General features: G+C 58.1%; 21 protein-coding genes and 1 tRNA gene. 18 read left to right on the top strand and 4 right to left on the bottom strand.

All coding sequences use genetic code 11. The features are described 5' to 3' along the window. The first annotated feature begins 23 nt into the window (after positions 1 to 23). Genes SIC19_RS05255 through lipB form a run of 3 tightly spaced genes read left to right on the top strand, consistent with a single transcriptional unit; the run spans position 24 to position 2,135 of the window. The gene (locus SIC19_RS05255) at positions 24 to 1,190 is read left to right on the top strand and encodes a D-alanyl-D-alanine carboxypeptidase family protein (RefSeq protein ID WP_075194943.1); all 1,167 of its coding nucleotides are present in this window, start codon (positions 24 to 26) and stop codon (positions 1,188 to 1,190) included. 32 nt (positions 1,191 to 1,222) lie between these two features. Next, on the top strand, positions 1,223 to 1,492 hold the full coding sequence (locus SIC19_RS05250; protein WP_036203854.1) for a YbeD family protein: 270 nt from the start codon (positions 1,223 to 1,225) through the stop codon (positions 1,490 to 1,492). Between the two features lie 4 nt (positions 1,493 to 1,496). Beyond that, positions 1,497 to 2,135: a lipoyl(octanoyl) transferase LipB gene (gene lipB, locus SIC19_RS05245; RefSeq protein WP_036203857.1), complete on the top strand. Its 639-nt coding sequence runs from the start codon at positions 1,497 to 1,499 to the stop codon at positions 2,133 to 2,135. A gap of 36 nt (positions 2,136 to 2,171) precedes the next feature. On the opposite strand, the gene SIC19_RS05240 is transcribed toward lipB, so the two are convergent. Beyond that, on the bottom strand, positions 2,172 to 3,260 hold the full coding sequence (locus tag SIC19_RS05240) for a GGDEF domain-containing protein (RefSeq protein WP_075194965.1): 1,089 nt from the start codon (positions 3,258 to 3,260) through the stop codon (positions 2,172 to 2,174). A 259-nt stretch (positions 3,261 to 3,519) separates the two neighbouring features. Between SIC19_RS05240 and SIC19_RS05235 the strand changes: the two genes are divergently transcribed. Continuing rightward, entirely contained in the window at positions 3,520 to 4,962 is a 1,443-nt protein-coding gene (locus SIC19_RS05235) for an ABC1 kinase family protein (RefSeq protein WP_075194944.1), read from the top strand. Here SIC19_RS05235 and SIC19_RS05230 read toward each other — a convergent pair. Beyond that, on the bottom strand, positions 4,905 to 5,345 hold the full coding sequence (locus SIC19_RS05230; RefSeq protein WP_036203863.1) for a YqaA family protein: 441 nt from the start codon (positions 5,343 to 5,345) through the stop codon (positions 4,905 to 4,907). The two genes, SIC19_RS05235 and SIC19_RS05230, sit on opposite strands and share 58 nt — an antisense overlap. Before the next feature lie 105 nt (positions 5,346 to 5,450). On the opposite strand from SIC19_RS05230, the gene SIC19_RS05225 reads away from it, so the two are divergent. After that, positions 5,451 to 7,577: a methyl-accepting chemotaxis protein gene (locus SIC19_RS05225; RefSeq protein ID WP_075194945.1), complete on the top strand. Its 2,127-nt coding sequence runs from the start codon at positions 5,451 to 5,453 to the stop codon at positions 7,575 to 7,577. Between the two features lie 185 nt (positions 7,578 to 7,762). Then, entirely contained in the window at positions 7,763 to 8,014 is a 252-nt protein-coding gene (locus tag SIC19_RS05220; RefSeq protein WP_036203869.1) for a GrxA family glutaredoxin, read from the top strand. A gap of 63 nt (positions 8,015 to 8,077) precedes the next feature. On the opposite strand, the gene SIC19_RS05215 is transcribed toward SIC19_RS05220, so the two are convergent. After that, positions 8,078 to 9,340, bottom strand: a complete 1,263-nt coding sequence (locus SIC19_RS05215) for a 6-phosphofructokinase (RefSeq protein ID WP_036203882.1) — start codon at positions 9,338 to 9,340, stop codon at positions 8,078 to 8,080. A gap of 154 nt (positions 9,341 to 9,494) precedes the next feature. Between SIC19_RS05215 and mpl the strand changes: the two genes are divergently transcribed. The 4 genes from mpl (at position 9,495) to SIC19_RS05195 (ending at position 14,850) form a co-directional block, all read left to right on the top strand. After that, positions 9,495 to 10,889 (top strand): UDP-N-acetylmuramate:L-alanyl-gamma-D-glutamyl-meso-diaminopimelate ligase, encoded by a 1,395-nt coding sequence (mpl, locus tag SIC19_RS05210; protein ID WP_075194946.1) that lies wholly within the window; start codon positions 9,495 to 9,497, stop codon positions 10,887 to 10,889. 42 nt (positions 10,890 to 10,931) lie between these two features. Further along, on the top strand, positions 10,932 to 11,579 hold the full coding sequence (locus SIC19_RS05205; RefSeq protein WP_127400799.1) for a flavin prenyltransferase UbiX: 648 nt from the start codon (positions 10,932 to 10,934) through the stop codon (positions 11,577 to 11,579). 118 nt (positions 11,580 to 11,697) lie between these two features. After that, positions 11,698 to 12,843 carry an acyl-CoA dehydrogenase family protein gene (locus SIC19_RS05200; protein WP_036203889.1) on the top strand — a complete coding sequence of 382 codons (1,146 nt, stop codon included), beginning with the start codon at positions 11,698 to 11,700 and terminating at the stop codon, positions 12,841 to 12,843. A gap of 153 nt (positions 12,844 to 12,996) precedes the next feature. After that, complete coding sequence (locus SIC19_RS05195) at positions 12,997 to 14,850, top strand: hypothetical protein (RefSeq protein ID WP_075194966.1); 1,854 nt, start codon at positions 12,997 to 12,999, stop codon at positions 14,848 to 14,850. A gap of 120 nt (positions 14,851 to 14,970) precedes the next feature. Here the strand turns inward: SIC19_RS05195 and SIC19_RS05190 are convergent. Further along, positions 14,971 to 15,057 (bottom strand) — tRNA-Leu (locus SIC19_RS05190). 273 nt (positions 15,058 to 15,330) lie between these two features. Between SIC19_RS05190 and rnr the strand changes: the two genes are divergently transcribed. From rnr to alr, 8 genes are all read left to right on the top strand, one after another. Next, positions 15,331 to 17,943 carry a ribonuclease R gene (gene rnr / locus SIC19_RS05185; RefSeq protein WP_127400800.1) on the top strand — a complete coding sequence of 871 codons (2,613 nt, stop codon included), beginning with the start codon at positions 15,331 to 15,333 and terminating at the stop codon, positions 17,941 to 17,943. A gap of 3 nt (positions 17,944 to 17,946) precedes the next feature. Continuing rightward, positions 17,947 to 18,684 carry a 23S rRNA (guanosine(2251)-2'-O)-methyltransferase RlmB gene (rlmB, locus tag SIC19_RS05180; protein ID WP_036203896.1) on the top strand — a complete coding sequence of 246 codons (738 nt, stop codon included), beginning with the start codon at positions 17,947 to 17,949 and terminating at the stop codon, positions 18,682 to 18,684. Between the two features lie 232 nt (positions 18,685 to 18,916). Next, the gene (rpsF, locus tag SIC19_RS05175) at positions 18,917 to 19,333 is read left to right on the top strand and encodes a 30S ribosomal protein S6 (RefSeq protein WP_036203898.1); all 417 of its coding nucleotides are present in this window, start codon (positions 18,917 to 18,919) and stop codon (positions 19,331 to 19,333) included. A gap of 29 nt (positions 19,334 to 19,362) precedes the next feature. Beyond that, entirely contained in the window at positions 19,363 to 19,593 is a 231-nt protein-coding gene (gene rpsR, locus SIC19_RS05170; protein ID WP_007154918.1) for a 30S ribosomal protein S18, read from the top strand. Positions 19,594 to 19,620: 27 nt separating this feature from the next. Continuing rightward, entirely contained in the window at positions 19,621 to 20,487 is an 867-nt protein-coding gene (locus SIC19_RS05165) for a hypothetical protein (RefSeq protein WP_036203901.1), read from the top strand. Between the two features lie 20 nt (positions 20,488 to 20,507). Beyond that, on the top strand, positions 20,508 to 20,954 hold the full coding sequence (rplI, locus tag SIC19_RS05160; RefSeq protein ID WP_036203904.1) for a 50S ribosomal protein L9: 447 nt from the start codon (positions 20,508 to 20,510) through the stop codon (positions 20,952 to 20,954). Positions 20,955 to 21,137: 183 nt separating this feature from the next. Next, entirely contained in the window at positions 21,138 to 22,535 is a 1,398-nt protein-coding gene (gene dnaB / locus SIC19_RS05155; RefSeq protein ID WP_036203907.1) for a replicative DNA helicase, read from the top strand. Further along, a complete protein-coding gene (alr, locus tag SIC19_RS05150; protein ID WP_075194948.1) occupies positions 22,535 to 23,635 on the top strand; it encodes an alanine racemase in 1,101 nt (366 codons plus the stop codon). The genes dnaB and alr overlap by 1 nt, the downstream gene beginning before the upstream one ends. The last annotated feature ends 4 nt before the right edge of the window (positions 23,636 to 23,639 follow it).

Raw genomic sequence — 23,639 nt, 5'->3', positions numbered from 1 at the left:
CTTACTTGAAACTGAATGGACCCATGGCACTAAATAAAGCGTTCCGAGCCTTCTCTGCTGTTCTGCTCCTGATTCTGCTTCCGGCTATGCCGGTTGCGGCCCAGGCTGTTCTGATTCCGTCATCACCGCAGATCGCGGCGAGTTCCTATATCCTGATGGACCCGCTTTCCGGACGGATTATCATGGAAGAGAACAGCCATGAGCGTCTGCCCCCGGCCAGCCTGACCAAAATGATGACGGCCTATATCGTGGAACGGGAGCTGGACGAGGGTCGGATTTCCCTGTCCGACATGGTGCCCATCAGCGTGAACGCCTGGCGAACCGAGGGTTCACGGACCTTCGTTAAAGAAGGGACGGAAGTGTCGGTCGAGAACCTGCTAAAGGGCGTCATCATTCAGTCTGGGAACGATGCCTCAGTGGCGCTGGCCGAGTATATTGCCGGCAGTGAAGGGGCGTTCGTCGACATCATGAACCAGCAGGCGCAGATACTGGGGATGAACGAGTCCAGTTTTGCCAATGCTACCGGCTTGCCTGCCCCGGATCATTTCTCCACTGCCTACGATCTGGCCCTTTTGGCAAAGGCGATTATCAACGACTATCCGGAAAACTACCCGCTGTATGCCCAGAAACACTTCACTTACAACAATATCCGTCAGCCAAACCGGAACAGCCTTTTGTGGCGTGACGACAGTGTTGATGGGCTGAAGACCGGCCATACCGAGGAAGCCGGTTACTGCCTGGTGGCGTCAGCCAAGCGCAACGACACTCGCCTGATTGCTGTGGTGATGGGAACAGACAGCACCTCGTCCCGCGCCCAGGAAGTCCAGAAAATGCTGAACTACGGCTTCCGCTATTACCAGAGCGAGCGCCTGTTCCGCACTGGCCAGGAACTGCTGGAAGCGCGCGTATGGGGCGGGGCAAGCGATAGCCTGTCCGTAGGGCTGACAGAAGATGTTTACGTCACCATTCCCCGAGGCTCAAGGGATTCCCTGGAATCCACCGTTGAACTCGACTCAGTGATCAAGGCGCCCATTTCCATGGGCGACGAATTGGGCCGGGTGACCGTCAAGCTCGGCGATGATGTGGTCGTGGATCAGCCGGTGCTGGCACTCAGCGATATCCCGGAAGGTGGTTTCTTCAAGCGGATCTGGGACGCCATCAAACTATTCTTTGTTCAGCTCTTTGAGTAAGGGCGCGAGTGGCCTGTAGGAGATAAACCGGGATGAGCGAACCAAAGGCACCCAAAATCGAGTTTCCCTGTGACTACGTGATCAAGGTTATCGGGGACGCCGCGCCAGACTTTGTGGAGTTTGTGGTGGGCGTCGTGGAGCAGCATGCACCTGGCATTTCGAACGATGACGTTACGGTGAAAGACAGTCGCGGCGGTCGGTTTGCCTCGGTAAACCTCAAGATCGTTGCCACGGGCGAGCCGCAGTTGAAAGCTCTGTTCGAGGAACTCAAGGCCAGCGGCCGGGTTCATATGGTGCTGTAACCTGATGGCCGAGCTGATCGTTCGTGACCTGGGTGAACAGCCCTACCTGGAAACCTGGGAGGCGATGAAATCGTTCACGGCCTCGCGAGACGCCTCCACGCCCGATGAACTCTGGCTGCTGGAACACCCAAGGGTCTACACCCAGGGGCAGGCCGGCAAAGCCGAGCACATACTGGCCCCCGGTGATATCCCGGTGATACTGGTGGATCGCGGTGGCCAGGTAACGTATCACGGCCCTGGCCAGCTTGTGGTTTACCTGATGATAGACCTGACTCGCCACCGCCTGGGAATTCGCTCCCTGGTTGATGTCATTGAGCAGGCCATTGTCCGGACCCTTGCGGGGATGGGTGTGGCGGCAGCGCCGCGTCCGGATGCGCCGGGTGTCTATGTGGAACAAGCGAAGATTGCGTCGCTGGGGCTGCGTGTAAGGCGAGGATGTTCGTTCCACGGCCTGGCCCTGAACGTGGCCATGGACATGGAGCCGTTTCGCCGGATCAACCCCTGTGGCTATGCTGGCATGGCGATGTGTCAGGTCAGCGACTTCGTCCCCGGGGCAACCGTTGCCGGTCTTGCTCCTGCTCTGTCGGATGAGTTGGTTAATGGCCTGGCGGGTGGCGCTGTTCGACGGGTAACGGGCTGGTAACGCGAAGCCCAAGTACCGATTGAGGCGGTTGCCTTGCTAGCCGTGTATACCCTCGAAATCACACACCTTGTTACGCCCCAGGGTCTTGGCTCGATAAAGTGCTTCGTCGGCGCGCTGTAGCAGTCGGTCCACAGACTCTGCGCCGTGGATAGTGGCGACTCCGACACTGATAGTGGTGTTGATGCTCCCGCCCTGGGTCTCTATCGGCGTTGATGCAATGGTCTGGCGTATGCGATTGGCCGTCTGGACGGCCTCAACGGTATCGGTCTCAGGCAGCAATACCAGGTATTCTTCTCCTCCCCAGCGCGCCAGCGTATCGACCTTCCGGCTGTGTTCCCGCAAGGTCCTGGCTACCATCACAATGGTTTCATCCCCCACCTGATGACCATGGTTGTCGTTGACAGACTTGAACAGATCAATGTCCATCAACAACACTGAGAAACCGCGCGAATTGCGTAAGTAACGCTGATACTCAGCTTCCAGTTGCTCGTGGGCTTCACGTCGATTGGCGAGCCCCGTTAACGCATCGTGTTTAGCCGCATATTCAAACTCGGCAGCCAGTTTCAGCAGCCCCAGTTTGCTGCGCCGCCGGCTCTGGTCCAGGACGTAGCAGGTGGACATCTCAAACCCCAGTACCGCAAGCATGGTGAGTCGGAAGCTGGTGCTGTACGGCGAATCGAATACCAGGTCCCCGAGTGGGCTGAATAGCAAGGCAACCCCCGCAAGTCCGCCGGAACAGGCAAGCACGCCCACTTTCGCTTCGCTGATGTAGAAGATGATGGGTGGATAGGCAAACAGCCAGATAATGGCAGAGCCGTCCTCCACCGCATTGACTGCCAGATAGGTGAAGAGGATCGTGATCGCGGTAATAAAGCCGCGGCGTTGCAGAGTACTGTTGCGACTGAGCAGATAAACAATACCATTGACACTGAGCAGCACGGCAAAGACGATCAGGGCTGTGGCGGAGCCGGGAATTCCGCGATCCAGGGATCGCCATGCGAAAAACAGCAGGATGGGGACCGCTGCCAGAGTAAGCCAGCCGATCAACATCGGAACCGGAATTTCACCCTTCACCCGGAACTGTGACAGTTTGGTGTCGGAGGGTCTGCTGGTGGTCTGAGTCATTGTTGCTGTCTTGTTGTTTTTGGGCATCAGTGGCCAGGTCATCGACCACATTTTTATACTAAACCGCTTTGGACGTGGGGTCTGTGTAAAAACGTAAAACCTTTCGCCAACCACAGAAGTAAACACAGAAGAGGCGGTTTGCATTGGCCCCAAGGGCAATGAATCGACGGCACGCCGGTTAGGTTTGCGGGCCCGGGTATCCGTATAATGGTTATAAAGGCTGATAGCGCCAACACTTACAGAACCGAGCAGGTTTTTGATGGCATCCAGACCCAAAAGCACATCTGTTGCACGTATCAAGACCGGCAGCTTTGAGCGTCGGCTTACCCTCACCAGGGCGGGGCTTTTCGCAGGCACCCGGATGGCCTCCCATATGGCCACCAACTGGTTCAGCAGCAAGGACAAGCGGGAGGCTCGGCACCGGGCCATGCTATCCAGCCAGGCGGAATTCCTGGTGGACGAGTTGGGCAAGCTTAAGGGCAGTGTCGTCAAGATCGGGCAGGTGATGGCTCTCTATGGCGAGCACTTCCTGCCTGAGGAAGTAACCGAAGCACTGCATACCCTGGAAGACCAGACCACCTGGCTGGAATGGCCGTCGATCGAGCGTGTGCTTAAGGCTGAACTGGGTGCTGACCGTTTGGCGGAACTGGACGTGGATCCGGACCCGATTGGTGCGGCTTCGCTGGGGCAGGTTCATCGAGCGCGCCGGCGTAGCGACGGGTTGGAACTGGTGCTCAAGGTCCAGTACCCCGGCGTTGACGAAGCAGTCGACAGTGACCTAAACGCAGTGGCACATCTGCTCAAGATAGCCCGCCTGGTCTCCTTCGGCCCCGAGTTCAACGACTGGCTGGAAGAAGTGCGGGACATGATGCACCGGGAGGTGGATTACCGCCTTGAAGCCCGTACCACCGAAAAGTTCCGCCAGATGCTGCTGGACGATCCTCGTTTTGTGGTGCCCCGTGTTCTGGACGAGTACTGCACGGCCCATGTCATCGCCTCCACCTACGAGCCGGGCCACTCAGTGAGTTCAGTGGCGGTAAGGGAGCTTGCTCTTGATCGTCGCAGCGAGTTGGGCCGCGCCGCACTGGAATTGTTCTTCCGTGAGCTGTTCATCTGGGGTGAAATCCAGACCGATCCCAATTTCGGCAATTATCGGATCCGCATCGCTGGCGAGGAAGGCGCGAACAGCGAAACTGACCAGATAGTGCTACTGGATTTCGGGGCGGTACAGGCCTACTCCGCGAGCTTCCTGGACCCGGTCATCCAGATGATCCGCTCCTCCTACGAGGGCGACCTGCCGGGGGTGGTTGATGGCGGTATCCGGTTACGTTTCATGAGCCAGGATTGGCCCGAGGACGTTCTGGACACGTTCGGCAAGGTTTGCATGTCGGTATTGGAACCTCTCTCCAGGGATCGCAGCAACTGGCCCGATGAGGCAGTGAACGACCGCGGCCAGTACCGCTGGAAGCAGAGTGACTTGCCGTCGCGGGTGGCGCGCCAGGCCGCGCGATCAGCCATCAGCCGCTATTTCAAGGTGCCGCCGAAAGAATTTGTATTCCTGAACCGAAAGTTGATTGGTGTCTATACGTTCATCGCGGTGCTGAATGCGGAATTCAACGGTGAGGATCTGCTCCGGGAATACCTCTACGGTGATCCCGGCACCCCCGATGCTTCCAGCACCAACCAGATGACCAAGCCGTAGCGCAATCCCTTGCCAATGGCCACCAGGATCACAAAGTTGAGCCATGGCACGCGCATGATCCCGCCAACCAGGGTCAGTGCGTCGCCTCCCAGTGGCAGCCAGCCCAGAAGCAGTGACCATTGCCCGTAACGGTTGAAGCGGGTGCGGGCCTTTTCGAGCTGGGATTCGGAGATCGGAAACCAGCGTTTGTGCTTAAAGCGATCCACCTGCCGGCCGATAACCCCATTAATAACCGAACCTGCGGTGTTGCCCGCCGTTGCCCAGAACCATATCCACCAGAGCGAATAGCCTTGAGTCACCATGCCGCCAAGGAGAATTTCCGAATAGGCCGGCAGTATTGTTGCTGCGGCCAGTGCGGTCATGAACAAAGTGAGATAGGCCAATGGACGCTCCTGGTGAGATGAATGCCGATCAGGCTCTAATGGCAGCCGTGCCTTCAGGGCACTAAGCTGATAATGAATCCCTATCTGAGACAGGTTGCTGTACCAATGAAAAAACTGTCACTGCGTTTCAAACTCTATGCCCTGGTTATTACGCTGCTGCTGGTTATGGGAATCAGTATTGTGGTGACTGCCCAGCTTTCCCTGGGACAGATGGAGCAGCGAATCACCTCCGAAACCCGTGACACGGTGCGCAGCCTTGCCGTCGACCGGTTGAGCGCAACCGCCGGGAAATACGGTGAGGTTGTCAGCGGCATGTTTGCCACAGCGTATCGGACACCGGAAGTCGTCCGCAACGTCATCAGCCGGAATATACAGACGGACAGCTCCGGCCGCATCAGCCGCGTTGCCCTTCAGGAAACGGTGGGTGCAGTACTGAAAGAGCAGGATGGGCTGAGCTCGATCTATGCCCAGTTCGAACCGGACGCCTACGACGGCCAGGACCGCTACTTCACCGGTGGCGTTGAAGAGCACAGCAGCGATGAAGGCACCCTGGAAATCTATTATTACCGCTCTCCCGAGGGCGATGTGGTCTTTAGTCGCACTGAGGATCCGGCTACCAAGTATCTGGATAACCGGAATGAGTTCGGTATTCGCGAGGCGGAATGGTACCTGTGTTCCAAGGATACCCTGTCCCCTTGCATCATGGAGCCTTACGAATACGAAATTGAAGAGGGCTATACCGAACTGATGACCAGCCTGGTCGTGCCCATTATGAGCGGGAGCGAGTTTGCGGGCGTGGCCGGCGTTGACCTCAACCTGTCAACGCTCCAGAAAGCGATCCAGAATGTCAGCGATAACCTCTATGACGGCGCATCAAGGGTGACCCTGCTGAGCAGTAAGGGGCTGATTGCTGCATCCAGCCACTACAGTGAACATCTAGGCAGGCCACTGTCAGAAGCATTGCCTGAGCAGGCTGAAACATACGCTTCCCTGCACAATGACGGCGGTACCTACGACGATGGCGACACGCTGGCGGTGTCTTACCCCATCGAGATTGACCTGCCGGATGCCCAGTGGTCACTGTTGATCGAATTACCACGTCAGACCGCGCTGGCTGATGTCGCCGAAATCACCGGCCTGCTGTCCAGCGAGGTGGATACCACCGCCGGGCGTCAGACCATGGTGGGTGTACTGGTGTCGGTAGTGGCGATCCTGATTCTGGTGGTGCTGGTTCGCTCGGTAACCAAACCCTTGAACGAAATCCGTGACCGGATGAAGAACCTGGCCAGTGCTGAAGGGGATCTGACCAGTGAGTTGAACATTGATACCCACTCGGAGCTGATCGAGCTGGCCGGCGGGTTCAACCAGTTCCTGGGCCGGTTACGGGAAATGATCAACGACCTGAAAGATGTCAACGCCAAGGTCAGCCAGCAGGCGGCAGACGTGGATGTGATCGCCAAGGAAACGGATGAGCAAACCGAAAGCCAGCATCAGGACATCGAAAGCGTGGTTACCGCCATGAACGAAATGTCCGCCGCTGCCAGTGAAGTGGCAGGTTTCGCGGGTGAGGCAGCTGAAAACGCGCAGATGGCCCAGGATGGCATCCGTTTTACCCAGGATACGCTGACGTCTGCCCTCGACGGCGTGGGTGCATTGGCGGGCGATATGGATGAGGCCAGCACTGCGATAGGGCAGGTTGCCACTCGCAGTGAGGACATTAACCGTATTATCGAAGTGATCCGGGGAATCGCGGAACAGACCAACCTGCTGGCGCTGAACGCCGCCATTGAAGCGGCGCGAGCGGGGGAGCAGGGGCGTGGCTTTGCGGTTGTGGCAGACGAGGTCAGAACACTGGCGTCCCGTACCCGTGAGTCCACCGATGAGATCAGTCAGATGATTGATGGCCTTCAAAGCGACGTGGGCGGAGCCGTTACCGTGATCAAGGGTGGCGTTGATCGCGCCACCAGAGCGGTGGAGGGAACCCGTGAAGCGGACCATTCTCTGGCCTCAGTAGTTGAGCGCATAGCAACCATTGTGGAACACGTCACCCATGTGGCCACGGCAGCGGAAGAGCAAAGTTCTGTCAGTGAAGAGATCAACCGCAACCTCACCCGTATCGGTGACGCCGCCAACGATCTTCGGGCATTGGCGCAACGGGTCAGTGGCAGCGGGCAGACACTGGATGAGCAAGTGAAAGTGCTGGAGACGGAGTTGAGCCGCCTGAAAACCTGAACACACGGTTGGGTAAGGCTGCACCGAGAAACACCGGTAGCGCTGGATACATCAGTCCAGGCTATCGGCGCCATTCAGTTCATTAATTTTATTTTTTCATTGGGCGTGCCACCATACGGTACAGCTTGTCGACGACTGCAACACGATACGCAGGGTCGCCCATTGTTTCGAACAGGAGTGAGTTTATGGATCATGTCACCATCTACGGTCGTGCATCCTGCGGTTTTTGTATGCGCGCCCGGCAACTTTGCGAGATCAGGGATATTCCCTACCGCTACGTGGACATGATCGAGGAAGGCATCAGCAAGGCGGATCTGGAAAAAACCATTGGTAAGCCCGTACATACGGTGCCCCAGATCTTTGTGGGCGAAGAACACGTTGGCGGGTTCGACCATTTCTCGCAGTACGTGCAGAGGTTTGAAGCTGCCGGTGGATAAACGGTTCTGCAAAAAAAGGCGCCAGCCGATGATTCGGTGGCGCCTTTTTTGTAGGTCAGCGGCTTAGAACTGGAAGTCGGCTTTCAGTTTTTTCTCGACCAGCTGATTCTTAAGCTTTGCGACCCTCGGAAGACCATCATCGAACGGCGGGAAGCTCTCGCCGTGAATCAGTGGCTCCAGGTAGTCGCGGCAATCTTGCGTGATGCCGTAGCCGTCATCCGTGATGTAATGGATCGGCATTTTCTTCTCCTGGTTGGCGACCTCGCTCAACGGCGCCTCACCAATGTGCCAGCGATAGGGGCGTGACTGTTCGCGCACAATCGTTGGCATCAGCGCCTGTTTACCTGCCAGCGCCATTTCCACGGCCACCTTGCCTACGGAGTAGGCCTGCTCCACGTCCGTAGCGGACGCAATGTGGCGGGCGCTGCGCTGCAGGTAATCGGCTACGGCCCAATGGTACTTGTGGCCCAGGGCCTGGCGCACCATATTGGCCAGCGCTGGCGCGACGCCGCCGAGCTGGGTATGACCGAAGGCATCCTTGGCGCCAGCGTCGGCCAGGAAGCGGCCGTCTTCATACTGGGCGCCTTCCGAGGCGACGACCACGCAGTAGCCGTACTCCTTGACGCAGAAATCCACACGTTCAAGGAAGCGCTCACGCTCGAAGGGCACTTCCGGGAACAGGATAACGTGAGGCGGCTCGCCTTCGCCTTTCCCGGCAAGGCCACCAGACGCCGCGATCCAGCCAGCGTGGCGCCCCATCACTTCCAGGATGAATACCTTGGTGGAGGTGTCGCACATGGAGCGAATGTCCAGGCTGGCTTCCAGGGTAGAGGTGGCGATGTACTTGGCCACCGAGCCGAAACCGGGGCAGCAGTCGGTGAAGGGCAGGTCGTTATCCACCGTTTTGGGTACGCCGATGCAGGTAATCGGGTAGCCCATTTTTTCAGCAAGTTGGGACACCTTGTACGCGGTATCCTGGGAATCGCCGCCACCGTTGTAGAAGAAATAGCCAATGTCGTGAGCGCGGAACACCTCGATCAGGCGCTCGTACTCGCGTTTATTCTCGGAAAAGTTCTTCAGTTTATGGCGGCATGACCCGAACGCACCGCCCGGAGTGTGGATCAGCGCCTGGATATCCTCATCGCTTTCGAGGCTGGTATCAATCAGTTCCTCTTTGAGCGCGCCGATGATTCCGTTACGCCCGGCGTACAACTTACCGATCTGATCGGGGTGCTTGCGGGCGGTCTGGATAACCCCGCAGGCACTGGCGTTAATGACGGCGGTCACACCGCCTGATTGGGCATAGAATGCGTTTCTGGTGGCCATTTCCGGCTGGTGCCTCCTGCAGTTTCATCAAGTGCGGCAGATGATACGCCAATCGCTTTTTTTTTTCATGACATCAAACGTCATAAGGAACGCTTGACGACCCGCATTCTATACGGGACGCTTTGCAGGTTTCATTTAAGAGGTCGATAACCGAATGCACATCCATATCCTGGGAATCTGTGGCACCTTCATGGGCAGTCTGGCCGTACTGGCGAGGGAGCTCGGGCACACCGTGACGGGCTCCGATCAGGGGGTTTACCCGCCCATGAGTACCCAGTTGGAGGCCCAGGGAATCGGGTTAATGGAAGGTTACGATCCTGACAACCTCAAGCCTCAGCCGGACCTGGTTCTGGTTGGTAACGCCATGTCCCGGGGCAACCCGGAGGTGGAAGCGGTTCTTAACCAGAATATTGATTACATGTCCGGCCCGGAATGGCTGGCGCGAGAGGTTCTGCGTCACCGCTGGGTGCTGGCGGTTGCCGGGACCCACGGCAAAACCACCACAACCGCCATGTTGTTGTGGATCCTGGAGCAGGCCGGGTTGGAACCGGGCTATCTGATAGGTGGGGTCCCCAATGATTTCCCGGTTTCGGCACGGTTGGGGAGTAGCGACTTTTTCGTTATTGAGGCCGATGAATACGACAGCGCCTTCTTCGATAAGCGCTCCAAGTTTGTCCACTATCGTCCCCATACCCTAATCCTCAACAATCTCGAGTTTGATCACGCGGATATTTTTGACAACGTTGAAGCCATCGAGCGTCAGTTCCATCATCTGGTCAGAACGGTGCCGTCCCGTGGGTTGATTGTGCGCCCGGCCCTGGATGCCCATCTTGATCGGGCGTTGGAACTTGGCTGCTGGAGCAGCGTGCAGGCTACCTCTGTGGGCAGCGAAGTGCCCTATATGGCCGACTGGCGGGCGGAGCTGTTGGCTGAGGATGGCAGTCGATTCATGGTGGTGCACCACGAACAGCCGGTGGCTTCAGTCAGTTGGTCTCAAACCGGCCTGCACAACGTGCGCAACGCCCTCGCGGCCATCGCAGCAGCCCGCCATGTGGGTGTTACCCCGGACCATGCCGTGGCGGCGCTGTGCCGCTTTTCGGGCGTCAAACGCAGGATGGAGCTGCTTGCGGATGTTGGTGGTGTCTGTGTCTACGACGACTTTGCCCATCATCCGACGGCCATCGCTACCACGCTGGAGGGCCTACGCCACAAGGTGGGCGATGAGACCATCCTTGCGCTGATCGAGCCACGCTCCAACACCATGCAGCAAGGTTTTCACCAGGAGAGCCTGCTGCCCAGTGCTGCAGCGGCGAATCAGGTATTCTGGGCCAATCTCAATGGCATGGACTGGTTGCCAGCATTAGTTGAGGGCCGTAGTCCCGAGTCGGCAACACCGGATCGCCATCGTGTCGGGGCCAGCGTTGAGGAACTGATCGGCCAGGTTCTGGATCAGGTATCCGGTCCCTGCCATATTGTCATTATGAGTAACGGCGGTTTTGGCGGTATTCACCAGAAGCTGATTGCCGAACTGGAACGCGAATCCGGCTGACGGGGCATCCTGCCTCCGCTATCCAATCAGGAAACTTCAGTTATGACGGCAGCGTCCGAAAAACAGCGGGTGATCAATCTGGCCTTTACCGGTGCCTCTGGCGCCCAGTACGGCTTGCGTTTGTTGCAGTGCCTGGTGGCGGCGAGCTGCCGGGTGCATGTGATGGTCAGCAAGGCGGCACAGGTAGTGATCGCCACGGAAACCGATCTGAAATTACCGGGCAACACCGCCGCCATGCAGGAAGCGCTTGCCAGCTATGCCAGCGCCCGTCCGGGGCAGGTGCTGGTGTTCGGCCGTGAAGACTGGTTCGCCCCGCCGGCTTCTGGTTCGGGTGAAAAAGCCCCGTTGGTGATTTGTCCCTGCAGTACCGGCACCCTGTCTGCCCTGGCCACCGGCGCCAGTAACAACCTGATCGAGCGCGCCGGAGATGTCGCCCTTAAAGAGCGGCGGCAATTGATCCTGGTGCCCCGGGAAGCGCCCTTTTCGGAAGTGCACCTGGAAAACATGCTGCGCCTGACCCGCATGGGGGCGGTCATCATGCCGGCCAGTCCGGGGTTCTATCATAGGCCGAATTCCGTGAGTGACCTGGTGGATTTCATCGTTGCCCGACTTCTGGATCACCTGGGCCTGCCCCAGGATCTGATGCCGCGCTGGGGCGAGGAGAGGGCGAAGGCGAAACAGCCCGACTGAACCGATGGGCGATGGTTTTGGTCAGCCCGATTGATGCTTTTCATCATTGAGCGAAAACGCCGCGCCCCCGAGACTTGGTGAACGACAACCACAACACAGTCATTCACCGAGGTACACCATGATTCCACGCACAGTCTTTGACGCCGACCTTGACGGCTTCCGGGATTCCGTCCGCAAGTTTCTGCAACAGGAAGCGGCGCCCTACCATGAACAGTGGGAGAAAGATGGCCAGGTCAGCCGGGAGCTCTGGAAGAAGGCCGGCGAACTTGGTTTCCTCTGCCCGACCATGCCGGAAGAATACGGCGGCGTAGGCGCGGACTTCCGCTACAGCGCTGTCATCATGGAGGAGGTGTCCAGGGCGGGCCTGTCCGGCATCGGCTGGACATTGCATTCCGACATCGTTGCCCCCTATATCCTCAATTACGGCTCCGAAGAACAGAAACAGTATTACTTGCCGAAACTGGCAACCGGCGAAATGATCGGTGCCATCGCCATGACCGAGCCGGGCGCAGGTTCCGACTTGCAGGGGGTGAAAACCACGGCGGTGAAAAACGCTTCTGGCGACCATTACGTACTCAATGGCTCCAAGACCTTTATTACCAACGGCCAGCTGGCGGACCTGGTGATCGTGGTGGCCAAAACCGATCCGAAAGAAGGCGCCAAGGGCACCAGCCTGTTGTTGGTGGAAACCGCCTGGGAAGGGTTCGAGAAAGGGCAGAACCTGAATAAGGTGGGGATGAAAGCGCAGGACACCTCCGAGCTGTTCTTCCAGGACGTTCAGGTGCCTGCGGATAAGCTTTTGGGATCAATGGAAGGCCAGGGCTTCTTCCAACTGATGGCGGAGTTGCCGGCGGAGCGCCTGCAGGTGGGCCTGACCGCCGTCGCTGCTGCGGAAGCCGCGTGGGAGTGGACGCTGGATTACGTGAAGGAGCGCAAGGCGTTCGGCAAACCGGTGATAGCGTTCCAGAATACCCGCTTCAAAATGGCGGAGATGAAGGCGGAAATCACCGCTGCCCGCGTCTTCTGTGACCGTTGTCTGGAACTGCACCTGGAAAAGAAGCTGGATATTCCAACGGCAGCCATGCTGAAACAGCATACCACCGACCTGCAGTGCAAAGTCATGGACGAGTGCGTGCAGCTTCACGGCGGCTACGGCTACATGTGGGAGTATCCCATCGCCCGCGCCTGGGCGGACTCGCGGGTACAGCGTATCTACGCCGGCACCAATGAGATCATGAAAGAGATTGTTGCGCGCTCGTTCTAGTAGGCGCTTGTGCCCGTTAGCGCGCCGCAGGGACAGCTCCCGCGGCGCGTTTTCGTTACCTAAGTTTACAAATTGCCAAACCTATCAAGGTTCCCCCCGGCAACATCCCCTACAGTAGCGGCACAACCTCTAACAAGGACAATGGTTGCCGCGATGAAACGTCTGCTCTCCTTTACAGTTGCCCTGTTCACGCTGGCCCTTGCCGGTTGCGGCGAGGAATCCGACAAGTCACCGGTCGATGGCCGTGACTTTGACGCCGAGGATTACAGCGAGCCCGAGCCCTATACAGGCCGGGTGATTGACGGCTACCTGCGCAATGCCAGGGTGTGGCTGGACATGGACGGTGACAGCCAATACACGCCGGGCCCGATGACCTTTGAAAACAGCGCCGGCACGGAAATAACCCTGCGGGACGGAGAGCCTACCGCGTTAACGGGAGAAGGTGGCGTCTTCTCGCTGGATACTGCGGAACTGGTGCAGGACCCGTCCATATCCCCGGATATCGATCCCAGGGACTTTCCGCTGTTTGCCGTGGTGCTGCCTGGCCAGACCATGGAGCAGACCCGCATCGGGGAAGTGGTGCTGGAAGACGCCTACCTGCTTAGTGCGCCACCTGGCGTGCGCAATGTCACGCCATTGAGCCACCTGGTGCGGCAGCGCCGCCTGATTGGGTTGCAGGATCTTTCGGTCATCAGTACCGATCTGTCTGATGCTCTCGGCAACGTGAACCTGGTCAGTAACTATATCCGGTCCGGTGATCACCGTGCTCACGCCTACGCCCGCGCCTTCGCCCGCTTCATGGCCAGCCAGTTCCCGCCGGAGTACGCCAATCTCCTGCGCAATGGTGACGGACGTGAACGCTACCTGAGTGAAGAGGCGGTGTATCTTCTGGGTATATCCTTTGCCCGCAATGCCCTCGAGGTGGTTCAGGTGGTTGATGCCGCTGCCTCCCAAGGCAATTACGAGAACATCAACATTGATGAACTGGAATTGCCGGAAGTGCCGGTTGAGCTGGACGATCCGGTTATCCTTGAGCGCCAGACAGTTCTCGCCCGGGGGGAGGGGAGCGAGTTGCCGGCCACAATGTCTAACCTCAGCGTGTCCGCTGAACTGGAGTTCGACTACTCGGAAGATGGCCGGTTAACGGCTGTGACGGCAAACGGGTGCATGATGCCGTCAATGAGAGAGATGGCCCGCTTGATCAATGCCCGTGGCAGAATCGCCGATACCGATGTGCAGTGGATGCCTTCGATATCATTGTCCCAGGAGAGTGCCAGCTACCATGAGGTTGAAGGGGCCGATGAGCGGCTGACATTCAACTGGCAGGACCGTACCGCGACGTTCGAAACCACCACCACCTGCCATCCTGGACTGGCGTCGTCCTCGGCATTGGGTGGCCCGCCGGCGATCCGTTACGAGTGGACCATGGCGGATGCCCGGGTCGAGTCCCTGACAGCAACTTCCGATAGCAAGACGGAAATTTTGCGCCCCGACTATCAGTTCGCCAACGATGCCTTTTTCGGTTTCACGCGTTCCGTCGATGGCCTGAACGAGGAGATTGTGGCGCTCACGAGTAGCGTCCAATCCTGCGAAGGGGATATTGATCCGGAGGACGTTGATGCGGCGCAGGTGGTGTCTGCTCAGCAGCCTTTCACGGTCACCGGCAGTATCACGCTACCGGACGAGTTCACCTCGCCGGCGCTGGAGTTCGATACTCGCAATGACCGTTTCAGGCCGCTAAGGTTTGGCTTCCTGGATGAAGAAATGAGTTCCACGCCTGGGGTCAGCAATACAGAAGGGTTTGACTGGGCGTTCTACTACCCGTTCGACAATTCCAGCGAGTTCGTGGCAGACCAGCCCAACCTGATCAACATCGCCTACCTGAATCGTCATGGCGGCAGCCGGGCCTGTGGGCGGGAGTTCGAAAGAGCGCCTTCTGCGGCCTATGCCCGGGTGAATTACACCTATCAACGGCTCTCGGAGTATTTGTCGGGGCTGGTGGAGTAAGCCAGGGCTGCGGTCAGGCTCTTCGCGAAAGTGCGGAGAGTCACGCGTTTTCGAGCGCAGATCTGTTGCGACATGTGCTTATAAAGGTGTTGGATTCTTAACACTTCCTGAGGGAGGAAGTGGTGCCGAGGAGAGGACTTGAACCTCCACGGGGTTGCCCCCACTAGCACCTGAAGCTAGCGTGTCTACCAATTTCACCACCTCGGCAGGTGATTTGCAGTCTTCCCGGTGGGCATTCAAACGTTTTACTTCGTTGAATTTCCGGGCTTTCTGCCGCAGCTACGGGCATTGCCGTCAACCGATGGCGCGTACTTTAATCATTCGGAAAAAGCCTGTCAAATATTTTTTGTCCCGCCGGGGCCGGTTTTTACGTCTATTTTAGGTGGTCGGTTAGGCAGGCGGGTGCTGGCGGCGTTATACTCCTTGGCAAACGCAATATAACGAATGATTTCCAACAGGGAAGTCAGACTAAGGATACGAATGGTTTCCAGAAAAAAGACGGACAAAGACCCACATGCGCAGCGTGAGGCCAGCAAATACGACAACCCGATTCAGAGCCGGGAGTTCATACTCGACCATCTGAAGGAACGGGGCGCGCCGGCCACTCACGAGACTCTGTGTGGCGAGTTGGGGCAGCAGTCCGAGGAGGGCATCGAAGCCCTTCGGCGCCGGCTGATTGCCATGTGCCGGGACGGACAACTGATCTGTAATCGCCGGGGAGCCTACCTGCCCATTGAAGAAGCGGATCTTGTTACAGGCCGTGTCACGGGGCACAAAGACGGGTTCGGTTTTCTGATCCCGGATGATGGAGGGTCGGATCTGTTCCTTACAGCCCGCCAGATGCGCCAGGTTTTCCACGGTGACCGCGTTGCCGCCCGGGTGGACCGGGTGGACGATCGTGGTCGTCGCGAAGGGGTGATTGTAGAGGTGCTGGAGTATCGTACCCATCAAACCGTTGGTCGTCTGTTTCAGGAAAGCGGCATCTCCTTTGTGGTTCCGGAGAACGCTCGCATCAACCACGAAGTATTGATTCCGGCAGAGCACATTAATGATGCACGGCACGGCCAATACGTCGTGGTCGACATCCTGCGCCAGCCTACGGTGCGTACCCAGCCAACGGGCAAGGTGGTAGAAGTACTTGGTGAGCACATGGCACCGGGTATGGAAATCGACGTGGCCATCCGTTCCTACGATATCCCTCACAGTTGGCCGCCGGCCGTCGGTGAGCAGATTGCCGGCATTGCCGATGAGGTGACCGAAAAGGACAAGCAGAATCGGGTGGATATCCGCAACCTGCGCCTGGTGACCATCGACGACGAAACCGCCCGGGACTTTGACGACGCGATCTATTGTGAGCCGCGCCCGCGTGGTGGCTACCGTCTGCTGGTAGCGATCGCAGATGTGTCCCATTACGTGCGTCCCGGCTCACCGCTGGATGAAGAAGCGATTAACCGTGGCAACTCCGTCTACTTTCCGGATCACGTGGTGCCGATGCTGCCGGAAAAGCTGTCCAACGGGTTGTGTTCACTGAACCCGGGTGTGGATCGGCTGTGCATGGTGGCGGACATGACCATCAGTGCCAACGGTAGCGTCAGTGGCTATACCTTCTATCAGGCGGTGATGCACAGCCACGCGCGACTGACCTACAACAAGGTCAGTGACATGCTTGAGCGGCCGGATTCCGAGCCGGGTTACAGGCTGTCGGAGCAGTACGCGCATGTGCTGCCGCACCTGCATAACCTCTACAACCTCTACAAATTGCTGCGCAAAGCCCGGACTGAGCGTGGTGCCATCGATTTTGAAACCACGGAAACCCGGGTCATATTCGACGCCAGTCGCAAAATCGAGGAAATCGTTCCGGTCAAGCGCAACGACGCCCACAAGATCGTTGAGGAGTGTATGCTCGCCGCCAACGTGGCGACGGCGCGATTCCTCAAGAAGCACAAGGTGCCATCACTGTACCGGGTGCACGATGGCCCATCCGAGGAGCGTCTCAATGCGGTGCGGCTTTTCCTGGGTGAGCTGGGGCTGCAGCTGGGGGGTGGAGACAAGCCAACCTCCGCTGATTATCAGGCGCTGTTGTCCAGTATTGCAGACCGTTCCGACGCGAATGTCATTCAGACGGTGATGCTGCGCTCTCTCAGTCAGGCCGTCTACAGCCCGGATGAGGGTGGCCATTTCGGCCTGGGGTTTGCCAGTTATGCCCACTTCACCTCGCCGATTCGCCGTTATCCGGACCTGATCGTGCATCGCGGTATCAAGTCCGTGATTCACGGCGAGGACGGTAGCAAAGACGTATCGGTGCCGCCCAAGCGTGACCCGGAACTGGCGGATTACCCTTATGATCTTCCCAGAATGCATCAACTGGGTGAGCACTGCTCGATGACGGAGCGCCGCGCCGACGACGCAACGCGGGACGTCATGGCCTGGCTCAAATGCGAATACCTCAAGGATCACGTAGGCGAGGAGTACGACGGCGTGATTGCAGCCGTTGTGCCTTTCGGGTTCTTTGTGGAGCTTTCCGGAGTTTACATTGAGGGCCTGGTGCATGTGTCTACCCTCAGTGGTGACTACTTCCATCACGACGCTGCCAAACATCGCCTGATCGGCGAGCGTACCGCTATGAGCTTCCGGTTGGGCGATGAGGTCCGCGTGAAGGTGATGCGTGTAGGCATGGAAGACCGCAAGGTGGACCTGGAGCTGGTAAGCGAGCCACAGCATCGCCAAGCCGACCGGGATGCACTGGAGGTCACCAAGCGAGAGCCGCGGGATAAGGGCAAGGGCAAAGGTAAGGGACGAGGTAAGGGTGGCAAATCCACCGCTGGCCGTGCTCCAAGGGCTGACCGGGACACGGCTGGTGATGCGGCCGCTAAACCTCGCCGCAGGAAAGCGACTGGTTCAAAGCCCTCTGGCAAATCGGGGGCGTCCGACGCGGTCACGCCAACGTTCGATGATGATGGCGAAATGTCGGCCCGTGACAAGCTGGTGGCGGAAGCGGCCAAGCTTGCACTGGGTAAGGGCAAGAGCAAGAAGTCGCCGGCTAAAACCGCCGGCGCTGACAAGAAACGAAAGCCCCGCAAGTCAGGAAAATAGGCCGTGTCTGAAGAGTACATTTTTGGCTGGCATGCGGTTGAGGCCGTCCTCAAACGTGAGCCGGAGCGTTTGCAGCAGGTGTGGATCCAGACTGGCCGCGAAGATCGCCGTGTCAAAACGGTAACGGAAACTCTGAATGAGCTTGGAGTCCGTTGGCAGGTGGTTCATCGCAAGGAACTGGATCAGCGCGTAGCCGGCGTGCATCAGGGTGTTGTGGCCGCGGTTTCCGAAAGCCGTGAATGGAGTGAGGACGATCTCCTGGCCATGCTGTCAGGGTCTGACAAGCCGCCGTTTCTGTTGATCCTGGATGGGGTTACCGATCCCCATAACCTGGGCGCCTGCCTGCGAACCGCTGATGCCGTGGGTGTCCAGGCTGTGGTCGTGCCCAAGGATAAGTCTGCGTCGTTGTCGCCGACCGTCAGGAAAGTGGCCTGTGGCGCGGCTGAAACCGTACCTCTGGTACGTGTCACCAATCTTGCGCGGTTTATGCGTACGATCAGGGATGATGGCGTCTGGCTCATTGGCACCGCCGGCGAGGCGGACAATACCCTGTATCAAGCGGATTTTACCGGCCCGGTCGCTCTGGTAATGGGTGCCGAGGGCAAAGGTATGCGGCGCCTGACCCGGGAACACTGTGATCTGTTGATCAATATCCCCATGCTTGGCCACGTGGACAGTCTCAATGTGTCGGTGGCTACCGGTGTCTGCCTTTACGAAGCCTTGCGTCAACGGCTTGCATAGTATCAGCCACACGCCTAGAATACGTGACCCCCTTTTCAGGGGGCGATGTTGTATTGCCTGAAATCCTGGTGATCAATATCGGCTTTTTGAGCAGGCTTTATACGTAATGTCTTGTTGATAAAAGCAAAAAGAAGCCGGCAGCTTTGCCTGCCACCTCCTTGCTTTCTGCATTTGCCCTGTTTGTTGAAACCGGTGCCTGTGCTGGAGGCTGTTTAAACCGTAGGGAGAACTCATGCGTCACTACGAAATCGTATTTATGGTACACCCGGATCAGAGCGAGCAGGTGCCCGCGATGATCGAGCGCTATACCGGCGTCATCAATGAAGATGGCGGCAAGGTACATCGCCTGGAAGATTGGGGCCGTCGTCACCTGGCTTACCCGATCAACAAGATTCACAAGGCTCACTACGTTCTGATGAACATTGAATGTTCACAGGCAGCGATGGACGAGCTGACTCACAACTTCCGTTTCAACGATGCCATCATCCGCGACATGATCCTGCGCCGCGATGGTGCCGACATCGAACTGTCCCCGATGAAAGCTTCCGAGTCCCGTGAAGACCGTCGTGGCGGCGATGATCGTCCGCGTCGTTCAGCTGAATCTGACGAGCCACGTCAGCAGGCTGAAACCCAGGACGAAGAAGAGTAAAACCATCACCGGAGTTGAGGAGTTAAGTTATGGCTCGTTTTTTCAGACGTCGTAAATTCTGCCGCTTCACGGCAGAAGGTGTTAAAGAGATCGATTACAAGGATCTGGACACCCTGAAAGGTTACATCACTGAAACCGGCAAGATCGTGCCCAGCCGTATTACCGGCACCAAGGCACGCTATCAGCGTCAGCTGGCTACCGCTATCAAGCGTGCCCGCTACCTGGCACTGCTGCCGTATTCGGACAGCCACGACAACTAAGTAACAGAATAAACAGGACCCGGGACCATGCGTGCACTGGCACAGTTTGTAATGCGCGGTCCTCTGCAGGCAGGCGGGGTGGCAGCAGTTACCACTGCAATACCCTTGTTGTTCTGGATAGGTGCGGCGGTTATTGGCCTGGTCATTCTCAGACTGGGTATCAGCCAGGGGCTTAGTATCGGCCTCTGGGCATTGCTTCCGGCACTCGGCTGGAGCTGGTTCGGGCAGGACCCGACGGCCCTGGTGGTGTTGCTTCAGGCAATGTTGATGGCGTCCATCCTGAGAATAACCCTGTCGTGGGAGAAAGCGCTGCTCGCAGGCAGTTTCCTGGGGATTGTGACAGGCTTGATGTTGCCCTTGGTGTACCCGGATCTGTTGAACGATCTGGTGCAGGCCGGGGTGAGATTTTACGAAGAGTACAACGCCGAAATTGCCAGTAGTCTTGGCAGTGAGCTGGAAACAGTCATTCGGCAAACCATGAATGCGAGCATGGCGGGCACCTACCTGGTAATCGGGGTGTGCATGACCATGCTGGCAAGATCCTGGCAGGCCGGGTTGTACAACCCCGGCGGATTCCGGACCGAGTTTCACTCGCTCCGGCTGTCACCGGCAATCGCGGTTATCTGTGTGATTACCATGGTGGCAGGGCCCGTTCTCGGGTTGAATTCCATGCTGCTGGGCTGGGTTGGAGGTTTGCCGCTGTTTGTTGCGGGCCTGGCCCTGGTTCATGGTGTTGTCGGTCGTAAAAACCTGAGTGGTCAGTGGTTGGTGCTGTTCTACCTGGCACTGGTACTGCTTGGTCCAAGCCTGATGATTCTGTTGGTAGTTCTGGCTTTTGTGGATAGCTGGCTGGACATCCGGAGGCGAATGAAGCCCTCCGGCCCGGCTGAATAAAGCACGAAGAGGTTAACGAGATGGATGTTATTCTGCTCGAAAAAGTAGCAAACCTTGGTTCACTGGGTGACAAGGTCAAGGTAAAGGCCGGTTACGGTCGTAATTTTCTTCTGCCTTATGGCAAAGCTGTTGCGGCAACCGCTGACAACCTGAAAGCGTTCGAAGAGCGCCGTGCAGAGCTGGAGAAAGCGGCAGCTGAGAAGCTGGCTGCGGCCCAGGCTCGTGGCGAAGCTCTGGAAGGCGCCTCAGTCACCATTACCTCCAAGGCTGGTGAAGAAGGCAAGCTGTTCGGCTCCATCGGTGTGCGTGACATCGCAGATGCGATTACCGCCACCGGTACCGACGTTGAGAAAAGTGAAGTTCGTCTGCCCGAAGGCCCGCTCCGCGTGGTTGGCGAGTACGAAATCGAGCTTCAGCTGCACTCTGACGTAACCGTTCACATTAACCTGGCTGTTGTGGCCGAGTAAATTGACGGTTTAGTCTGAACATCGGGTTACTACCCGGTGCAGCCATACAGGCCCGGAATCCACTCAGGTGGATTCCGGGCCTGTTGCTTTCTGGTGTATGATTTGTGTTTTCCGTAGCTCTCCCATCGCATCGACAATCCCCGTAAACTGTCACGGATGTGATGCCCAGACGAAGACGTTTCCATGGCCAACCCGAATTTCAAACCGGTAAACAGCGACCCTGAGACCAGCCGAATCAAGGTTCCACCTCATTCCGTGGAGGCCGAACAGGCGGTGCTTGGTGGCCTGATGCTGGACAACCGCCGATTTGATGAAATCTCGGAGATCATTTCCGCTGGCGACTTTTATCGCCAGGATCACCGCCTCATTTTTGGTGCTGCCGAGCGACTGGCGGGCGAAAGCGAACCGCTTGATGTTGTCACGCTGACCGAATTCCTGGAGCGTGCCGGTGATATCGAAGACGCGGGTGGGCTTTCCTACCTGGCAGAGCTGGCCGAGAAGACACCCGGTGCCGCCAATATCCGCGCCTATGCCGAGATTGTGCGGGAGCGCTCTATTCTGCGACAACTGGTGCAGGTGTCCGGCGAGATATCCGATTCGGCGTTTAACCCCCAGGGCCGGAACAGCAACGAGATCCTGGATGAAGCCGAGCGTAACGTCTTCCAGATCGCCGAATCGCGGGTCAAGGAAGGCTCTGGCCCCCAGGCCATCAACCCGATTCTCACCAAGGCCCTCAGTCGCATTGAGGAGCTGTTCGAGTCCGGCGAGACTACAACGGGTCTGACCACGGGCTTCAAGGACCTGGACGAGTGGACGTCGGGGATGCAGCCCTCGGATCTGTTGATCGTGGCGGGGCGACCGTCCATGGGTAAAACCACCTTTGCCATGAATATCGTCGAGAACGCCTTGATAAGCACCGGCGCGCCGATTCTGGTGTTCAGTATGGAAATGCCGGCGGATGCGCTGGTCATGCGTATGTTGTCGTCACTAGGGCGTATTGATCAGAGCCGGATTCGTAGCGGTAAGCTTGAAGAGGACGACTGGCCCAGGCTGACATCCGCGGTGAGTCTGCTGAAAGACAAGCCGCTTTATATCGACGACACGCCTGGTCTGAGCCCAACCGAAATGCGTTCCCGGGCTCGTCGTATTGCCCGGGAGAACGAAGGCAAGCTTGGCCTGATCATGGTCGATTACCTCCAGTTGATGCGGGTGCCCGGCAACACCGAGGGCCGGACCGCCGAGATTTCCGAGATCTCCCGGTCCCTGAAAGGGATCGCCAAGGAGCTCAGCTGCCCGGTCGTGGCGCTTTCGCAGCTGAACCGGAGCCTGGAGCAGCGGCCGAACAAGCGCCCGGTCAACTCGGACCTGCGGGAATCCGGTGCGATCGAGCAAGACGCGGACGTCATCATGTTTGTCTATCGGGATGAGGTCTACAACGAAGACACCTCCGACAAGGGCATTGCCGAAATCATCATCGGTAAGCAACGTAACGGCCCCATTGGCACTGTGCGACTGGCCTTCATCGGCAAGTACACCAAGTTCGAGGATCTGGCCCACGGCGATTACGGCGGGGATTATTAATGCCACGGAAGACCCTTGCCCGTATTGATACCCGTGCACTCCGCCACAACTATCGCCTCGCCTGTCGGCTGGCCAGCCCGGCCCGGGCGATGGCCGTTATCAAGGCCGATGGCTATGGCCATGGCATCCGTGAAGTCGCACGGGCCCTGGCGAGCGATGCACCCAAATTTGCCGTTGCCTGTCTGGAAGAAGCCCTGGCGATCCGTGAGGCCGGTGTTGACCATCCTGTGGTGTTGTTGCAGGGCATGCACAGTGCCGAGGACGTCGCGATGTGTGTTCGCGAAGGTTTTGAAGTGGTGGTCCACAGTCATTATCAGTTGGACTGGCTGGAGCAGGCTGGTGGGACGCCGACGGTCTGGGTAAAAGTGAATACCGGCATGAATCGGCTTGGTTTCGCGCCGAGCGCACTGGCCGATGTTATGGCACGACTGGGTACCATTGCCGCGGCGGAGAAGGTGGCGGGTTTCGTAACGCACTTTGCCTGTGCGGACGATATCTCCAGCGATGACACGGACCAGCAGACGCGAATATTCAGTGAAGCCGTGGTGGACTGGCCAAAACTTGAGAAAAGCGCGTCCAATTCCGCCGCCCATTTTCTTCCTGCCCAGCCGTCGTTCGACTGGACCCGTCCCGGCATCATGCTTTACGGCGCCTCCCCGACCTTGGGCAAGACTGGCCCGGAGCTGGGACTGGAAGCGGTAATGACACTGGAAGCCCCTTTAACCGCCGTGCGAACGCTACAACCGGGAGAGTCCGTGGGCTATGGCTACAGCTGGACCGCGACTCAGGAAACACGAATGGGGATTGTGGCCATTGGCTATGGTGATGGCTATCCTCGCCATGCCGGCACGGGCACTCCGGCGTGGGTCGGCGGTAACCGCATACGCCTGATTGGCAGGGTGTCCATGGACATGCTGGCCGTGGACCTGAAGGGCGCCCCTGACGCCTGTCCTGGCGACTCTGTGGAGCTCTGGGGGCGGCATGTCAGTGTGGATGAAGTGGCGCAACACGCCGGTACCATTGGCTACGAACTGCTAACGGGTATTACAGCCCGGGTGCCCAGGCTGTACGAGGATTCGGGCAACACCGCAGCAGGGTAGGTGA

Origin of the sequence: Marinobacter sp. MIT930201 (assembly GCF_047122665.1) — a bacterium.
Lineage (GTDB): Bacteria > Pseudomonadota > Gammaproteobacteria > Pseudomonadales > Oleiphilaceae > Marinobacter > Marinobacter salarius.
The sequence above is the reverse complement of the archived record's forward strand: the minus strand, read 5'-3'. Positions and strand labels throughout refer to the sequence as shown.